Source organism: Marmoricola sp. RAF53, from assembly GCF_052114005.1.
Classification (GTDB): Bacteria; Actinomycetota; Actinomycetes; order Propionibacteriales; family Nocardioidaceae; genus Marmoricola.
In genome coordinates, this window is record NZ_JBFRDX010000021.1 from 26,531 (window position 1) to 44,045 (window position 17,515).

15 protein-coding genes are annotated in these 17,515 nt (G+C 64.1%); 8 read left to right on the forward strand and 7 right to left on the reverse strand.

The genetic code is table 11. The annotated features are described in order from the left end of the window. Window positions 1–82: 82 nt before the first annotated feature. Together AB4Y76_RS16695 and AB4Y76_RS16700 are read right to left on the reverse strand one after the other, a co-directional pair. Window positions 83–535 (reverse strand): hypothetical protein, encoded by a 453-nt coding sequence (locus AB4Y76_RS16695; protein WP_441927279.1) that lies wholly within the window; start codon window positions 533–535, stop codon window positions 83–85. Window positions 536–682: 147 nt separating this feature from the next. Beyond that, entirely contained in the window at window positions 683–1,192 is a 510-nt protein-coding gene (locus tag AB4Y76_RS16700) for a hypothetical protein (RefSeq protein WP_441927281.1), read from the reverse strand. 122 nt (window positions 1,193–1,314) lie between these two features. On the opposite strand from AB4Y76_RS16700, the gene AB4Y76_RS16705 reads away from it, so the two are divergent. The 8 genes from AB4Y76_RS16705 to AB4Y76_RS16740 all read left to right on the forward strand — a co-directional run bounded on the left by AB4Y76_RS16705 (window position 1,315) and on the right by AB4Y76_RS16740 (window position 6,678). Next, the gene (locus AB4Y76_RS16705) at window positions 1,315–1,977 is read left to right on the forward strand and encodes a hypothetical protein (RefSeq protein WP_441927283.1); all 663 of its coding nucleotides are present in this window, start codon (window positions 1,315–1,317) and stop codon (window positions 1,975–1,977) included. Then, window positions 1,974–2,480, forward strand: coding sequence for a hypothetical protein (locus AB4Y76_RS16710; RefSeq protein WP_441927285.1), 507 nt, complete (start codon window positions 1,974–1,976; stop codon window positions 2,478–2,480). The genes AB4Y76_RS16705 and AB4Y76_RS16710 overlap by 4 nt, the downstream gene beginning before the upstream one ends. Before the next feature lie 32 nt (window positions 2,481–2,512). Then, window positions 2,513–3,160 carry a hypothetical protein gene (locus tag AB4Y76_RS16715; protein ID WP_441927287.1) on the forward strand — a complete coding sequence of 216 codons (648 nt, stop codon included), beginning with the start codon at window positions 2,513–2,515 and terminating at the stop codon, window positions 3,158–3,160. A 167-nt stretch (window positions 3,161–3,327) separates the two neighbouring features. After that, window positions 3,328–3,882 (forward strand): hypothetical protein, encoded by a 555-nt coding sequence (locus AB4Y76_RS16720; RefSeq protein ID WP_441927289.1) that lies wholly within the window; start codon window positions 3,328–3,330, stop codon window positions 3,880–3,882. Between the two features lie 10 nt (window positions 3,883–3,892). After that, window positions 3,893–4,117 (forward strand): hypothetical protein, encoded by a 225-nt coding sequence (locus AB4Y76_RS16725; RefSeq protein WP_441927290.1) that lies wholly within the window; start codon window positions 3,893–3,895, stop codon window positions 4,115–4,117. 303 nt (window positions 4,118–4,420) lie between these two features. Then, window positions 4,421–5,611: a tyrosine-type recombinase/integrase gene (locus tag AB4Y76_RS16730; RefSeq protein WP_441927292.1), complete on the forward strand. Its 1,191-nt coding sequence runs from the start codon at window positions 4,421–4,423 to the stop codon at window positions 5,609–5,611. A 42-nt stretch (window positions 5,612–5,653) separates the two neighbouring features. Next, the gene (locus AB4Y76_RS16735; RefSeq protein ID WP_441927294.1) at window positions 5,654–5,932 is read left to right on the forward strand and encodes a helix-turn-helix domain-containing protein; all 279 of its coding nucleotides are present in this window, start codon (window positions 5,654–5,656) and stop codon (window positions 5,930–5,932) included. Window positions 5,933–6,108: 176 nt separating this feature from the next. Beyond that, complete coding sequence (locus AB4Y76_RS16740; RefSeq protein ID WP_441927296.1) at window positions 6,109–6,678, forward strand: hypothetical protein; 570 nt, start codon at window positions 6,109–6,111, stop codon at window positions 6,676–6,678. A gap of 205 nt (window positions 6,679–6,883) precedes the next feature. On the opposite strand, the gene AB4Y76_RS16745 is transcribed toward AB4Y76_RS16740, so the two are convergent. The 5 genes from AB4Y76_RS16745 to AB4Y76_RS16765 all read right to left on the reverse strand — a co-directional run bounded on the left by AB4Y76_RS16745 (window position 6,884) and on the right by AB4Y76_RS16765 (window position 17,207). Next, complete coding sequence (locus AB4Y76_RS16745) at window positions 6,884–13,105, reverse strand: ATP-binding protein (protein ID WP_441927298.1); 6,222 nt, start codon at window positions 13,103–13,105, stop codon at window positions 6,884–6,886. A gap of 125 nt (window positions 13,106–13,230) precedes the next feature. Continuing rightward, window positions 13,231–14,136, reverse strand: coding sequence for a hypothetical protein (locus tag AB4Y76_RS16750; RefSeq protein ID WP_441927300.1), 906 nt, complete (start codon window positions 14,134–14,136; stop codon window positions 13,231–13,233). Between the two features lie 420 nt (window positions 14,137–14,556). Further along, the gene (locus AB4Y76_RS16755) at window positions 14,557–14,997 is read right to left on the reverse strand and encodes a hypothetical protein (RefSeq protein ID WP_441927302.1); all 441 of its coding nucleotides are present in this window, start codon (window positions 14,995–14,997) and stop codon (window positions 14,557–14,559) included. 230 nt (window positions 14,998–15,227) lie between these two features. Continuing rightward, entirely contained in the window at window positions 15,228–16,190 is a 963-nt protein-coding gene (locus AB4Y76_RS16760) for a Shedu anti-phage system protein SduA domain-containing protein (protein ID WP_441927304.1), read from the reverse strand. 210 nt (window positions 16,191–16,400) lie between these two features. Next, window positions 16,401–17,207 (reverse strand): sensor histidine kinase, encoded by an 807-nt coding sequence (locus AB4Y76_RS16765; RefSeq protein WP_441927306.1) that lies wholly within the window; start codon window positions 17,205–17,207, stop codon window positions 16,401–16,403. Between the last annotated feature and the right edge of the window lie 308 nt (window positions 17,208–17,515).

Below are 17,515 nucleotides of genomic sequence, written 5' to 3' on the forward strand. Positions count from 1 at the left end.
GCGCCACGCTGGGTGGTGATGGGAGGTAGGTCGATCGACCCGTCGCCGAGGCAGTGGTGTCGACGGGCAGAGAACGCTCGAGCTAGTCGTCGAGGACGACCCGGGTACGACCGAGCGCGTCCTTTGTCGCCTTGAGCTGGCCCCGGTCGATGCGTGCATAGATCGTGCTGGCGGCCACCTTGAGCCGTCGCGCAGCTTCCGCCACGGAGATTCCGGGCGACTCCTGCACCGGGCTGGCTGGAGCACCGGTCTTCCGACGCCGCGAAGGCGACAACTCCTCCGGAGGCATGACACGCTCCACGCGAACGCGCGCCTGGCTCGCTGAACTCAGGCCAGCCGCTTCGGCGATTTGCGCCCAGGTCATTCCGCTGCGATGGAGGTCCAGGAGAAACTCGTAGACCTCGCGTTCGGCGGCACGGAAGACCCGCTCGTGTTCGGCAAGTCGTGCGAACTTCGACCGGATCTCTTCTTGCAACACCTGCACCTGCTCCGGTGAGAGCGGGACGCGGTCCCGCCGAGACTGAGCCTGGCGCACCGACCGATCGTCTCAACAGCGCCCAGGAGTGTCCAACTGCCGCGCCGGCCCAGCTCAGCGGGCAGGGCGGGGCAGGGTTCTCGCGGAGTGGCTCGGGTCGATGGTCCAGGTGCCGGCGACGATGCCAGTGGGGGCGGTGGTGGTCGCTCAGGTGCAACGGATCGCCTCCGCCGCCAATGCCTGGGGATCCACCCAGCACGTCTCGCGCCTGGCCCACCGGAGTCGGCAGAGGAAGCGCCTCCCCGTGTCGCCGCGGATCAGGGCCAAGGCGTTCGAGGGACCGCTTTTATACCGTTGGGCGAACTCCTTCTCGAACTCGAACCAGAAATCCGCGTGCGGGCTCTCGGCCCACCACGCGGCGGGAGCTTCTCTGGTGAGCACCTGTGCGACGGCCGGTCGGATCTGCGGAGTCGGCCCGGGTGCGCGCACGTAGGTACGAGCTACCTCACGCGCGTGCTCGGGCGCGGCGAAGGTCAGGCGCCACGCGGCCATCGCAGCGCGCTCCGGATTAAGCCACGACGGGCGCGGGAATCCGGTGCGAGGGCGGTAGTACCCGGCCGTGTTCAGCAACTCGAAGAGCACGCAGGGATCGTCGCCCGTCAGCGGCTGCTGGAGGAGCGTCTCGCGGAAGCGCTCCCAGTAGATGTCCTCATCCATGCCGCCGACGCTACAAGAAGCGCTAGACTTTCGCATCTGAGAACACTACGTTTTCTCATCCGCATATAAATATCGGGACCAAAGTCCCGACCAGGACCGACGACCGAAGACGGAGCACGCCTATGCAAGTTCGCGACGAACTCGAGCCGAACGGCCTGGCCCGGTGGAGGACGAGCGACGCCGTCCTGTGGAAGGAGCGCCTGGAAGCGATCAACCCTCGCTTCCAGATCCGGCTGCAGCCAGAACTGGTCGGCCTGGACATCGAGATCCGCCCGGACCACTACAGCGACGAATGGAGGCTCACTCTGGACTGGCCAGCACGTCTTGATTCGGCAGTGCAGGCCGTCGAGGAGATTGCCCGCGAGTACGAAGAGGTGCTCGACACCTACCAATGGTTCAAGAGGTGGATCACGGCCTCGATGTCGGACCTACGCCCTGGGGCAGACCCGACTACGGCGTGCCTCGCGTTCGGGTATCTCTATATGGCGCAGTCCGGCGCCTTTGTCGAGCACTCAATCGCGATCGTCGATGCGCTCGGCGAGCGCGTGGTGCCGCCGCAGTTCGAGATTGTGCCGGACAACAAGGCCGACTGGTCCTACCGCTTTCACGAAGACGGAACCCTCGATGTCTTCCTCGGCGCCCCGGGCAACGCAGAGTTCCTTCCCCGTCAGCTGGCCGGGCTGGTCGGCCAGAGGTCGGAGAGGTTTGTGACCCTGAAGACCTGGCTGACTTCATTCAGGGATCTCCGGCCGGCGCTTGCAGGGAACTCGCGAGATTGGCGATGAGGCCCGTCCCGATCTGGCTTCTCGACGTCGACGGGGTGCTGAATGCGAACCGACCAGGGTGGAGCGAGCGTCCGCGGCAGGCGATCGCGTACGCCGCTGGCGAGCCGTTCAAGATGCGGTGGTCCGCCACCCTGCTGAACAAGATCAGTGACCTGCACACCACGGGCCGCGTCGAACTGCGCTGGTGCACGACCTGGTGCCCCTGGGCTGATCAGCTCGAGCAGATCTTCGGACTCCCGCCCCTGGCCCGAAGCATCCCCGAACCCATGCCTTCCAGCGGGGCGTGGCCCGATGCAAAGGTGGGGGCCGCGCGCAACGTGCTGCGGGAAGGGCGCCCGCTGATCTGGACCGACGACGAGGCGATTCCCCCGGAAGGACCGCCACGTGACGCTCTGACTAACGCGGACGTGCCGACGCTCCTCATCGAACCGCTGCCCAACCGCGGCCTGCAGCCCGCTCACCTGGCCCGGATCGAGCAATTCCTCGACGAAAACGCGCGTTGAACCGCCAGCACCGACCACCAGGAGATGACCCCGTGGATCTCTCGACCCAGATCACCCAAGAAGCCGTCGTGTCCTGGCACCCGCTCGAGCGACGAACCTTCCTCGAGCACATGCGGGCCGTCGACCCGCGGCTCCGCATCACCTTGCTCCCGATCGAACAGGGCCTCTGCATCGAGGTCTCGCGGACAGAAATCGACACCGAGAGCACCTGCCTCCCGTGGCCCGTCAGCCTCCAGCAGGCCGTTCTCTTCGTCGAGGACTGTGCCGTCCGAGACTCGGCCTCTCGGGCGTCCCACCACTGGTTTCGTTTCTGGCTGCGGGACCGCCTAGAAGAACTGAATCTGCATCGGGACCCAACCACCGCCTGCCTCGCGTTCGGGGAACTCCTCATGCGTCTCGAGGCCGGATCCTCGGACCACTCCATTGCCGTCGTCGGCGACGAAGGCGCACGCGCCGTCCCGCGCTTCTTCCGAAGCCCCTCCACCGACAAGCTGGACACCTGGACCCACCGGTTCCACGCCGACGCGCGACTCGAAGCCAGCGTCGGCTGGACCGAAGCGTCAGCGCTGTTGCGCGTGGGTCCCGCCTGGGTCGAGGCGACCGGGGATGGGGCGATCGTGGCCTTCCGAACCTGGGAAACCTCCTGGGAGGAACTCCAAGAAATTCTGCTTCCGACCTGAGTTTGGGTGCAGTTTCGGCCAGATGCCGGACACGTTCTGGGTGGCGGGAAAACACCGCAGGCCGCCAGGTGATCGGCGGTACAGGAACAAACAGGCGGGCGGGCGGGCGAGTCCCGCGAATCACGCATCTAGCCGGGGCACAAGCCCCCGAACGGGAGTACGAACCGATGTTCAATTTCAACTGGGCGATCGACCACAACCAGTCCGACCTGGAGCAGATCCACGCGAGCGTGTGGCACGAGACGGGTCATTGGATCAGTGCACGTCTCGTCGGCGCAGAGCACGAGACCGCTCTCGACCCGACCCAGAAGTACCCCCGCATCACCCATGACGCTCCGGAGATCCAGGCCCAGTTGGACGCGATGCCCTTCGTGGTCGACGCCATGGCCATTCTCGCCGACATGGCCGCGTATCAGGCGGCCGCCGAGGGCGTCTTCAGGCCGGACATCTCGCACACCGTCTTCGAAGGGATCGACGTGGCGCTCGCGTTGCGCTTCGACCAGGGCTTCGGATGTTCGCGCGGTTGCAGCGGCCCGAACGAGTTGTTGAAGTCGACGGGCTGGCTCGATGTCGCGGTCGAGGTCCTCATCCCGCACTGGCCCGACATCGCGCTCCACGCCGTTCGGCTGTGGAACTACCGCTTCAGCCCGACGTTCAGTACTGGCTGTCCCAGCGGCAGCGAGATCCACGTCTGCGCGCAGTTCGAGCCCGCCGATGGTTAGGGGTCGGCGCGTGATCAAGCGCGTGCGGGCCGGCCACGCCTCGTACGACGCCCTGCGCTCACGGGAGCAGGCCGTCGTACGGGCCACCTGGGACACCCGCGTCGCCGAGCGAATCGCGGCACTCGATCTCGAGGCCGACTTCCTCGCAGCCGGCGAGACATGGTCGGAGGCGGACGGCGAGGGCTACCTCGTCGTCCGCGGAGGCCCACAAGGTCCGGGACCAACCGATGCCTAGTCACCAGCAACCCCCGCGCACCCGCGGTCCTCGCCCACGCGCGGAGGCAGACTTCAGCCTGTCCAGCGGGCCGGCGCAACCCAAACGCCGGTCCGGACGACGCGGAGGCCGATGACGGTGACTAGCCCGTCGCCGCGGCCCGTCGAGAGCGCCCGTTCGTCAAGGTTGCACGGTCTGACAGATGGGTTCGCGGCCACGAATGGAAGTGTCAGCCGCGGCTCGTCTGCCGCCACGGTTCAGCTGGCACAGAACTGTCGTGACCATCAAGACGATTCCGACCACCCAGCCCCGCGGAGCGCGGCGATGAAGGGCGGGCGACCGCACCTCGAACTCGCCGAGCAGGGAGCCATCTGGGTCACGGCCAAGGGAACCGGCAAGTACGTTGCCGGCGTCCACGTCCGCCTGCGAAACGGCCAGCGCAAGCAAGTGACCGCAACCGGCACCAGCCGAGCGGCTGCACGCCGCCGACTCCAGGCAAAGGTCGACAAGATGGTGACGCCTGCCGATGACGGCGTCCAACCCACTTGGACCATCGACGCCCTCGCCGAGCACTGGCTGGCCAGGAAGGTCCGGCAGGGAAACTCCCGGACGTCGGCACCGCTCAAGCCGCAGACGGTCTGGGCGTACCAAGATCAGATCACACGGATCATCACCCCGGCCATTGGCTCCCTCCGGGTGCACGAAGCGACGGTTTCCGTCATCGAGCACGCCCTGGCGGAGCTCGAGAGCGCCGGAATCAGCACAGCACAGTCGCGCACTGTCCTGACCATGATGTTCGCACTCGCACTCCGGGATGGCGCCGTCGTCACGCAGCCCATGGCACATGTGACACCTCCGGCACGTGAGCCGCGTGAGGTCGAGATCCTCCAAGTCGCCGAGGCGCGTCGGCTGCTCGCGGTGATCCATCCCGACGCGTTGCGAATCCCCGGACGACGGCGCCCGAATCGCGATCTCCTCGACGTCGCGACCCTTGGGCTCGCGACCGGCGCTCGCGTCTCCGAACTCCTCGCCATCCAACATCGCCACGTCGATCTCTCCGGACCGGCAGCGACCGTGACCATCTCCGGCACCCTCGTCGAACCGCGCAAGGGATACGTCGAGGCGCTGCACCGCCAGGAAACCACCAAGACGGGGAACGACCGCACGCTCGTGCTGCCCCATGCGGTCCTGCCGATGATCGAGACTCGGCTGACGCCCAATACAGACCCGAACACACCCCTATTTGCATCGCGCACCGGGGCATGGCTCTGGGCCGCGAACATCCGCACTCGCCTGCGGGCAGCAGTTGAGAACGACGAGGTACTCCGCGGAACCACACCACACACCCTGCGTCGAACCGTTGCAAGCGCGGTCGCTTACGAGGCCGGGCTTGACGCAGCACGGATGCAGTTGGGCCACAGCCTGCTCGGGAACACCCCACTCGCTCGGTACGTCGCGCCACGCACCCAGGCGCCCGACCTCACGCACATCCTTGGGCGGTTTTTTGAGGACTAAAGTCCCCAAGCGGTAGCCGGCGCCCCCGCGCACCTTCCAGGCATGAGCCAGCCAGCACCCGAAATCTGCCCGACCTGCCACCAAGGCACTGCCAACGCTCCCGCCTCGGCTCCCCTCGACGACTACCTGACTCCCGAGGACCTCGCCAGCCTTCTCAACGACACGGTCACTACAGGGACGCTTCGGAACTGGCGTTACAACCGCAAGGGGCCACGCCACGTCCTGATCGGACGCAACCCGGTCTACCCACGGCGAGCCGTACACGAGTGGCTCGAAGCCCAGGAGCAGGAATCAGTGGCTCGCTGGGAGGACCGCGCCTGAGCCATCCGGCGCCGGTTTCGTGTGCGGTTCAGCCACTCGTAGGTCCAGCTACATCCCACTCGGCGGCCGTCGCGGGATCGGCGGCACAGATCAGTCGACAGCGCTCCGTTAGCGACGTCCGGTTCCGACTCCAGTCGGGACCGATGCAATCCGAACACTCACCCGAAGGAACCACCATGAACCTCATCCACCTCGGCGGCGCCGGCATCAAGGCTCACGAAAGTGCATACGGCTTCGCCGGTCGCATGCTCGGCAACCACCTGTTCACGAACCCGGACGGGACCGAGCGGGAACTGCCCGCGGGCGTCGACAAGGACATGTGGGACAAGGCCCACGGCGTCCTCTGCCTGTCGATCGCCTACGCGGCTGACATCATCAGGCTCTGGCTCGCGAGCCAGGACGAGCCGATCGACGAGGACGAGGTCCGGCGCCTGGCGGAACTCGACGAGGAAGAGTTCGACGCCTTCATGTCCGCGGAGGACTCGGAGCCGGACGAACTCGAGTTCAGCCACCTGATCGACCACCTCGGGTACGCCGCAGGACTCCCGCACCTCCAGGTGGAGGGCGGTAACCCTCTGGTCCGCGACGACGCCTGGATCACGCAGACGGCGCGCAGCATCGTCGAGCACCACTGGCTCGCCATCCGCATCCTGACAAGCGTGCTGCTCGACCGCGACGTCGATGAGCGGACGGCAACCAGCATCCTCAGCATCGAAGGTCCGGACGGCTGGACCTTCATCGACTGAGGTCCCTGCGCGTGGGCCCTGGCTTCTGCCAGGCCTGTGCGGCATGGCAGGCCTGTTAGTTGTCGCGTCGGTGCATTCCGCCCAGAATGACGCGATTATGCCCGGTCAGGACTGAGGCGCACCGCCTGCTGGTGCGGTGCCCAGGACGGACAGCATTGCGAAATGGGACTGGCTTCCGGTGTCACGTGAACCCGCTCATTCGTGGCTACCAGCGAAGGACGAAGGCTGCTCCTCGCCGGTTCATCTCCTCCCGACTGGACCGTCTGCTCTCGGGAAGGGTTCGGCTAACGGAAACCCGCCTCAAGAGGGGGCCGAACTGCTTCGCTAACTCCTCGACGCCGATGTCGCTAAGTGCGACCTGCCATACGTCTCCGCATTTCGCATCGGAAGGCGGCTGGTGGCTCAACTGGCCGCGAATGCGATACAGAGTTCGCGCCCGAACTTTTCCTTCTGGGCCGATCCACTCAAACAACTGATGACCGGTAGTCCATCCGAGGGTCTCGCCAACGGCAGGGTGTAACGCCAGCCAATGCATATGGTCTGAATCCGCGAACATACCCCGCCCAATGGTCACGAGTTCTTGGCTCCGCCAACTCAGGTCAACGAGGTGTGGATAGTTCGTCGCGGCGTCGTAAGTCTCCTCCCACGCGTGAGCTCGCATCGCGCGAGCCAACGACCTGCGGCCGGTCGCGCGCCCGTGAAGTGTCTTAAGAGACCGCTCCTCCTCCGGGAGAGTCCAGTCGAGCCAGCGCCAACTTGAACGCTCCGCGAGAAGCGCACCGCCTGCAACCGCGTCGGCGTATACCCGTGCGGCACCTTCCGCCTCGTGGCACCAATCCTCAGATGCGTAGTCCTTTCCACCGGGCGAACGCCAAGGGAGAGGACTGGTCGAATCGAGCGGGGCTGGCTCGATCCAGCTAAGCGCGTCATCGACCATGAACCGCACGAACGGCGACTCCAGGCCGGACGGCAGGCGCCCCGCGTCAATAAGGTCTGCCAGCACCTCCGCGACAGCACGGCGTCCGACCATGAACGCCCACGGCCGGTACGTATGCATGTTCCCGCGAGCTCGGAGGAGGTCGGCATGCGAGTGGAGACCGCCCCTGAGCCATTCCTCTTGGTTGGTCCTGGCAATGGCAGCAGCACGATAGATAAGCGTGGAAGCGTCAAGATCCACCTCCGACGCGACGCCATCGAGGAGGAAGTCGAACGGCCCAACAACGTGCTGTGGGTCGGTCATGTCGAGGTAAGGAACCCCGTCACGGCGCAACTCAGCCGGTGCACGGCTCGGCAGTTCAGGCATCTCCAAGTCGTAGGCCCCCGACAACGGCCTCGACGGGACAGGCCGGACGATTCGACCATCACTTGCGAGTACCTGTTGGGCTAGCAGCCGAATCACCACGTCCGTACCCACGGAGGCATCTTCGACAGTCGCGGACAACGACCCAAGCGGGTATCCATATACCTTTCTCGTCCGTTTGAGAACGTGCAGCGCCGCCTCGGCCGCCCAGCCTCCGTCCGCCAACTTCGCGGAAAGAACTGAATCAACTGGGGCCGGCAGGTATTCGGCAACATCAGTGAGGATTCTTCGGACGCCAAAGTCCACAATCCTGACCGGATGACCGAGGTGACGTCCCAGCCAACGAATCAACTCCTCGTTCGCGCCGTCGCTAGCCCGGTTTGCTAGCCCCAGCGATTCCTCTGCAGGAGGGGCGTAGACGTCGAGGTACGCGCGAACATCTCGCCAGGTCTCAGCGACGGTCGCGTCCCCGCTTAGGAGTCTCAAGATGCGCCGAAGATCCTTAGTGGAGAACTCTCCAGCCGTGGCCTTCGATGCCACCAGCCCAGCCAGGTCCTGGGCTGCAAGATCGACGAGCTCGACATCATCGCCCGTGATAGCCGCCTCAAAAAGCTTGATCCGACTACCGCCGTCCCAATGGCGCATCCAGCCATAAGGGGCGCTCGTCGCAAGTATTCGGCCGAGTGCTGCTCGGGCCTGAGTCGGGTCGCCTGCTCGCGAGACCATTCCTGCAAGACGTCCGACCAGGTGGTTGTCAAGCCGTAGCCGTTCGGCCTGTTCAAGCAGCGCTTGAGCCACTGGCAACGGCGTTGGGCGCTCGAAGAGCGCGTCGACCGTCGCCGTCCATGACGCAATCTCGTCCTCCGTTAGAGCGTCGACCGAGATCGCCCGCATCCTTCCAAGTACGGTTGTTAGCGGCTGCGCAGCAACGGTCGCTTCCGGCGCCGACTCCACTCCAGTTGGCCGCTCGCGTCGACTGTCCGCCGCATCCCAGAGCAACCGCGCGGCCTCGAACCGGGCCCGAACCTCGTCCGGTGCCGCGCTTCGGGCGGCCACCAGATCCTCGACGTCTGGATCGATGCTCGGGACCAGCTTCATTAGCAATCTGGTGGCAATGCTTTCTGCAATGCGCACATCAGCGTCATCCGCTCGACCGGCTCCCCGGACGATCGCAGCGACAAGATCTGATTCCTCTATGACGGAGGCAGAGCAGAGGGACTCACCTAGATCGCAACCAAGGGCAGGCGCGACCTCGAAAACCGCTGTGATCAGGTGGCCAGCAGCTTCGGCAGCCTGAGCCGGAGCCTCCCCAGCGGCTCGAACCAATCGATCGGCGTACACGAGGGAATCTCCGATGAACTCTTCTCGATCGATGCCTCCTTGGCGCGCCGAGTCGATCAACCAATCCAACAGGTCGACCAACTGATTGTCGTCATTGTGCTGACCCGGCCCCCAACCGTCCCTGGCCGCCGCTCCCATCGAAGAGATTGCAGCTCCTCGATCGCCGAGCGCGGCTTGTACCTTGGCAACTTGGAGCCACGACGCAGCCAGACTGTGAGGATCAGACTCCAGCGAAGGCATCTGACCCATCAAGGACGCAAGCTGAGCGGACACCCAATCTGCTGCTACGGCAAAGTGAGATGCCTTCTCCAGCACTGAAAGCCGTCGCTGGAGCGACCAGTAGACCGATCGCTCGTCGCTGTCCCAGGCTGCCTGGAACCGAAGCAGCGTCCTCTCCAGGAGGTCGTTGCCGCCGCGGTGCGCGAGTTCAATTAGCCGCGTATGAAGTTCGGACGCAGCTCCCACAACGAGGTACCAGCCTGTCCAATCACGACTCGAACTGAGTGGAACCTCCAGCAAGCGAACCACTGGATCAGACATTGCCGCCACGTCTGGGGCAGTTCCAGCGCCCAGCGCGTGGGCGATTGCATCCGCCTCGAGGCCAGCCACGCATTTCAGGGCCGCCACGAGGCGCGCCCGCGCGGGGTCTGAAGCTGGCGCAGCCGCAGCGGCTGCAGTCGCACCATTCGGATAGAGGTGCAGGCGCTCAGCGAGGACCTTCAGTCGAAGAGTCGCGAGAACCGTGCGGTAAGGCGTTAGACCGTCGGATGAGTTTGGGGAACTCGGCCACGCGGCTCGTGTGTCGGGCGGGAGAACCTCCTGGAACTCTTCGGTTGCTCCGTGGCCGGCACGAAGCAAGGATTCGGCAGCAGACACTCGTAGCGCGAGGGTAATCGGACGTCGCACGGGTGATTCATCTTCGTCGTCAGGTTCGTCGAGACCGCTCTCAGGTGACGGTTCGGAACCGGCATTTCTCGATTCGACTACAGCGGGGTCAGCATCGGAGGAACGCCCAATACTGAGCATCTTCTGTACCTGCCGCAGCACTTCGCCCGAGTCGCCATCCGCGAGAGCAGAACGTGCCGAAATCACATGCATCCGGGCACGCCAGTTTAGGTCCGACTCGATAGAAATACGCTCAGCGATGTGCTCTTTCGCCGTTTGATCGCGCACGTCATCGGCAAGGTCGAAGCAACGAGCGTGGACGGAGTCGCGCGCCCACTGGACTGCTCGGCGGGTTTCGAGGGCTTCGCGTGCCCTTCGCTCGACCGTCCAGCCCTCGATATCGGTCGCGTCCGCATCTGATGTCGCCGTGTCCTCGATGTCCGCCGGAACCGGCAGCAGGTGATCCAGCTCGTTCAAGACCCGTTCAAGTCCGGACTGCCGCCACGTGACCTCCGCCCAGTCGCTGATCGCTGCCACCCACTCGTGCGAGCGAAACCCCAGACGCTTGTGATCGCCAACCAGGCCCTGCAAGCCACCCACGGCTCTCAGGATGCTGTCGGCGTCCTGGAGGTATCCCCGCCCGGCGAGCAAACTGGCTATGCCCATCGCGACTGGCGCGTCGATTCGTAGCGTTCGTCCTTGGACTACGTGCTCGATCACGGTGCGCGCGTCCACCTCGGCCATCGCCTTCGCGACAGTGTTCGAGTCGAGGACGTAGTGGCGCTGGCGCAACTCATTCAAAAACATGAGCGATCGCACCAAGGCGGGATAGTCCCTTGCATTCGCGGCTGCTCGAACCGCAACGAGAGCCTTATCAACAATTACTCCGTGGGGTCGGCCAGCGAACAATCCTCCGCGGAGTACCTCCGGGGTCGAGGCGTCAAGAACCTGGCCCAACTGTCCAGCAAGGAAGCGTTGCACCAGTTCTTCGTCCTTGAACTGGGCCCAGTCGTCGCTCGCGCCGCATCGGTCGGCAAGTTCCCTGTGCAGTTCCTTGGCCCGTGATTCTTGGTAGACGCCACCAACCTTTGCTGTCTCTTCAACGAGAAAGCGTCGAAAGCTGTTGTGGATGAACGTCCATTCGCCTTCGTGGCGTCGGAAGAATGTCGCCGCAGCAGACGCGAAACGGTTCACGCTTGCTGCGCCACTCCAGGTAGAGAGCCAATCCAGGTTTACGGGAATCCGAAGCCGGCTAATCGATGCCAAGATCGCAAGTACATCCGGATCCTCAAGCACGGAGCCGAGATAGTGCGAGTATCGGGTATCTAGGTCCGCACCCAAGTCAGAAGCGTCGCTGAGAATGCGGCCTACCAGGTTGTTCCGGGTCTCGTCCGTTTCCTCCTCGAGCTGACGCAACTCCTCGATTAGGTAGGTCAGCGCCAGCGGATGGCCCTCGCTGGCCGTTACCAGGTCGTAAATGTGACCAGGAAGCATCCAGTCTTCAAGGCCAGCGAGTTTGGCGATGCTCAGAATCTCCTGATCAGACAGCGGCGGAACCTCTACCACTCGATCTTCGAGAGCGTCGCGTACCGGGCTCGGAAGGATGTCGGTCGTCTGAGACCCGAGGACAAAAACAACGCCTGGAGGGATGGCGGCCGGAGCTGGAAGCTCCTCCAGCAACGAACGGGTCGGGTTCTGTTCGCGGGGAATGTGGTCCAGGCCATCGACAACAATGGTCGTTCGAACGCCATTCTCCTCGAAGAGCTTTCCGGCGCGCTCGATTTGATTCATCAGGACGAGCCTTTGGCTGGATAGGTCGGACCCGTAACCGTCGCGGCGGACTCCGCCATCGTCGAGCGCGAGCGAAAGATCGTGGAGGAAACTTGCAGCCTCTCCCCGACCACTAAGTGGGTCGGGTGCATCAGGAACGAACGCGTAGTACCTAACTGTCTGCCCCGAGACAGACAGGCTTTCGATGAGAGTCGATTTGCCGGATCCTGCCGGGCCAACGAGGGCGAGGTACCCCTGGAGGTGTACGTCCAACATCCGCTCGAGGGCAGACTTTGCGGCTCTGTTAGCCGTATAGGTGGCAGGAACGGGAAACCGGTGCGGATTTCGATATTTGACGCGCTGAGTCCACCCCAAGCGCTGAAGTAGTTCTGATCGACTGAGCTCAACCGGCCTCGTGGGATCGGCAACCAGTGCCTGCAGGGTCGCTGCTAGGTGCTGAACGTCTCCGTCGTCCGGAACCGTCATCAGCGCCGGCATATCTAGGGGTACGAACGTAAATGCGAAGTCTCGAAGGAATCTCGCGAACTCCGGTCGGTCGAGACCTGAGACCGAGATGAGTTCATTCCAGGCCGTCTCCCACTCGACGACGAGGTCAAGTCCTTCAACGTCCTGCCACGTCGCCTCCGGATGTGAACGAAGGCGCTCTGCCAGCGGTTCGAGGGCGCGTGCGATGAAACCCGCAAGATGCTTTGGTGAGCCAGTCACCCGCCCCAGAGGCGAATTGGCGCCCCCCGGGGAGGTCGACGGGTAGTTGTTGGTGCACAGATGAACCGTCAGCGCGCCGTCGTAGTTCTCCCGGAGCCGCTTCCACGCAGCACAGAGCTTCGCGAGAAGGGCCTCGCTCTGGACCGAAGGTCCGGCCAAATCGCTCCAGGTGAATGAGCCTGGATACTGCGACCACTTGACCTGGAGGGCGTGTCTCCGTATGCCCGTTGAGAACTGAAAGTCGTCCGCGACGCCGGCGTCGGGGTCCGCAAGGCGAATCCATTCCAGGCGCGACAGGTGTACCGATACGACCTTTGCAGCTAGTGCAAACTGAGCCGAGAATCCGACGACAGCGTTCCGCTCGCCATCACTTGGGTTTGTTTCGTGCGGTGGTGTCGTGGACATAGCCCGATTCATGGTTGTTGGTGGATGGCAAGACCATCATGCCGCGAGCGTCCGGCTTACGCCTCGATATGGGGACCCGCCCCGCGTCACTCCGCCTCTTTTGGTTGAGCCAGCTTGACCCGACGTCAGGCGCTGGCTTCTTCGTCCTTCGCCGGCCGCCTGCGCCGCATGTTCCAAGACTCCGCTCCTGCAAAGGAGGATGAGATGTCCTGGCCAAGGAACGAGCGTGCTCGCTCGTGTGTGTCCGGAGATGGGTTCACGATCGAGACCTCTACATCGGAAGCCAGCCCGGCTTGGCCAGGTCTGCGCGTGGTCACGCGAAGAAGCGTGCGGAGTTCGAGGTCGTCCGCGGGGAAGCTGTAACCCACTATGTCGAGCCAGGATGCCCGAGATAGGACCCAATAGGCGTCGTCCCAGATGTCCCCGAGGTCCGCGATGAACGCTTCCTTGCCGGCAGCCATCGTTGCCATGTGCGGTTCCTCAAAGCGACGAGTCCCACGTGCCCCTGCTGTCGGATGGTCATACGAGCGGTGCCGGACGAGAAGCTCGTCCCCCGTGCGGGTGTGCTGTTTCAAGGCGGCAGACCTGATGGGGGCGTCGAGCCGGTCGAACTCCCACGACTTCGCTGCGCCGACATCCAGAACACACGGATCATCCCCACGGCCCCAGTCCACAGAGCCGTGCAGTTTGAGTATCACCACCGTTTTCGGCGGTAGTTCGGCAAGCCGGTTTCCGCTCCGAGTGCGTGGCCAAGACAAGCGGACATTCAGACCCGCGCGTACGGCACTCTGCTCGACGATCGTGTCCCAGTTGGACGTGATCACCACCGCGGGCCGACCTTGGGGTGCCCGGAACCAGCCATAGTGCGGCAGATGTGACGCCCGACGCCACTGGGCCGCGGCGGTGGCGAGCAGACCTTGAGCAATCTCGGCGCGCAAGCCCTTCAACAGGTCGCCAGGATCTAGCGGAAGGCGCTCCCGGTCGCCGTGTACCCGCTCCATCACCTCGAGTAGCGTGAAGAAGTCGCTCACCACCGGACGGAACTCTGGCGAACCCCCGTCCGGGTAGAGCACCCTTGCAGCCGCTTCCAGATCAGACTTCCACTGCTTGGCAGTGCGCAGCGTTTCCCATTTGGCGTAACTCGCCTCAAAAGCGCGTGGCCAAATATGACGGAGCAACTCCTCAGTCAGTGGGAGCCCAGCCGCCTTGGACGCACCCGCTCCCAGAAACATCACTCCAATCCGCCGATCGGGCGGACGTCCGCCGCCGGACCGTCGCTCAGCCATCTATGCCTCCTCGTGGGACAGGCTCCCATATGGGTTCCGGCATTCGCTGCCTGTTCGCACCGTCACCTTCGAGACCGGCGCCAGCGCACGTCTTGAAGGTTTCGCGCCACGCGCTGCGCCGCCGCAGTGGCTGGACATGCGAAGGTAGGCCACTCCGCGCGACGTTCATCCGAAGATGTCGGCAACGACCAGGTGAGCGACCTCGATGCACGGACCCGCCATCCCGAAGGTCCAGACAGTTGGCTCGGCCGGATGGCTGAACTCGTTGCGAAGTTGACGACCTGCCTCTAAGACCTCGAACTGCTCTTGAGTCACGAGCCCTTCGGCGCGCGCTCGTTTGCTCAAGGTGGCTAATCGTTGGTCGGAACCGAGCGATGACCGGAGCGCAGCCTCCACTGCTTGGAGGGATACCAACACGGCGACTGTAAGAAACTCGTATGCGAAGTAGCTGCACACGAACAGATCACGGCTGGTCTTGAGTAGACCCTCGACTCCAGCCGGCGTGGAGGATGCTCGCGGCCAGTCTTCAGTCGTTGTCCTGAGAATCGCCGGGCTGAGAGGAACCGGCAGTCCGTCGTCGTCGAGTCCGCCCACGAAGTGCTTCATCCGCACATCTGGGGAGACTCCGAGGGCAGATTGTCGGTCGGTCACGCGCCAACGATGCACCATGTGAACCTCAGCCGCGGCGAGCAACGGCCCCCACACCACCCGCGCCATTCCGCCGCGACAGAGGAGCGTTGCCCAGATGACATCGGCAAGCGCATGGCCAGGTACAGACCGCGGCGCGTATGTGTCGGACGGCGAACCTCGAGCAGGCGATACGGATAGAGCTATTTCTAGGGCATCAGGGGTTCCATTGCTTGAGCGAAAGTCTCCAAGGCTTGGAACACTTCATCGAAGGTCACAACCTCAACGTTGTGCTGTCCGCCACGAAAAAGTTCGAACGAGGTCGCTTGGGTTGTATCGAGCCGTGCCCCAGCAAGGTCGCCGACTATGACAACGCATAGCGGGTCTGATGCCGCGAGTTGTCGATTGACCGGAGTGTTCAGATTGAGCGTCGCCACCGACTCGAGCAGAGAACGCCTGCTCTCTAGAACCTGGAGGACGCCGCCCAGCACGTCTTTACCTGGCAGGTAGGTGTTGTTGCGGTACCTAGCCCCCACCAGATCCGCTGTCGGGGTCTTGATCTCCACAAGCGTGCAGTTGTACTGATGCGCTGCCACGAAGTCGAGGACGTTGCCGCCTTGATTGTTGAACGATTTTCCGCCGACGTAGCACTTGCCGTGCAGCACGAAGGGTCTTCCGTACGTCACCGCCGCAACAACGATTGGGTTGTCGCCGATGATCTGCTGCCAGTGTTCTTCGGACGAGTTGCCACGATTAGCACGCCAGTGTGCAAGCAGGTCGGGGACGGACATTGGGCTGCTACTACTGGCCGCAGCGAACGTCGACGACATCGCTGCGGCGACTGTGCGAACGGTGCGTGCGCGCATCTCCGCCAGTCTTCCCGCGGTGTAGGTCTCAGGGTCGCGATCCACAATTCGGTGGTGCGAGGCGCAAAGAACGATGAGGTTCTCAAGTCCGTGGGTGGTGCCCGGCTCGTACCGAGGGCCATCAGGGCGCACTGCGTGAATGTGAGCGATCTCGAGAACGTGGTTCTCGCCCGGTTTCGTGTGCCACTCGCAATCAGGAAAGGCACATCGTCCGCCGGCCAAGGCCAGCGACTGTGCACGAAGATGCGACTGCGAGCGACGAGCTATAGCTATCGTCTCGATATTGGACATCTCGGGATCTGGCACGGTGAACATTCTGCCCGGGACTTGGGCCTCCTGGCGCAGACTCGACCGTCTCGCTCGCCACGCATCCGTGGCCGCGATCTATTTGGCGTTCGGCGTGGAAGTGTTCATGCGAGACAGTCCTAGCCGACCGCTGGCACCCGCGTCATACCGCCGCGACCGGGACACAGTTTCCGCGGCATCGTTCGCGCTGCGCTGTCGCACGCAGGACGATCAATCCGTCGTCGCGCCCTCATGTTCGCGGGCGAGGGTCAGGGTGAAGCGCGAGCCGGAAGGTTCGGCGTGTTCGTGGACGAGATCTCCGCCGTTGGCACGCGCGAGCTCCCTGCTGATGAAGAGCCCTATCCCTGTCCCAGGGACGGTGCGCGCCGTCGCGGCGTCCCGCCAGTACCGATCGAACAGGCGCCCTTGGCTCCCCTCGGGGACACCCGGACCGGAGTCGACCACGGAGACTCCGACGGAGGAGCGGTCCGGACGCGTGTGGACAGTGATCGCTTTTGCACCGCCGGCGTACTTGGCCGCGTTCTCGAGCAGGTTGGCGATGATCTGGTCGAGATGCCCGGGCTGCACGCGCACGTTGAGGTCCGGCGGGCAATGGAGTTTGGGCCGGTCCTGCCGCGGGCGGTCCTCGATCGCCGATCGGAGGCGTGGCTCCAAAGCCACGACTTCGGGCGCAGCGACTAGAACGCCGCGCTCGCTTGCGACGAGGTGCCGCACGTCAGTGAGAACGTCGGCAACCTTTCGCGCGTTGCGTTCGACGAAGAGCATCGCGGCCCGGGCGCCGTCGGAGTCTTGTTCGCTAGCTGCAGCTAGGCCGATCTGACTGAAGCCGAGGACCGAAGTGAGTGGGTTCCTGATTTCGTGGCCAAGCATGTTCATGAGGTCGGTCTTGAAGCGAACACGCTCGTCTAGTTCGAGGTTCTTCTTCGACAGCGTTCCGACGAGGTTCGTGAGCGCTTCATTCTCGGCCGTGAGCCTGGCCTCTACGGCACGTCGACTGCGCAGAGGCAGCAGGAGCATCGCGTGCTGTGTGGTGACACTCGCCCCGATCGCGAAGAGTGCGAACCAGGGTCCGGCGAACCAGACCGCGGCGAACAGAGCGCCTTTTCAGGAGCACAGTGGCCGCCAGACCCGCGCCTCCAGGGACGGCGTGTCGGTCGCGCACCCACCAGCGCACGCCGTGCACCCGCAGGGCCCGTGCCCAGAGCCAGACGGCAGGTTGGGCCGCAAGGAAGGCTGTTCCTGAAACTACGAGCGCGCCCAGGAGACGTGCCGCGTCGTCCGGGAGTGCTAAAGGTGGCGCGACCGCCCAGAGAGCCGAGCCACAT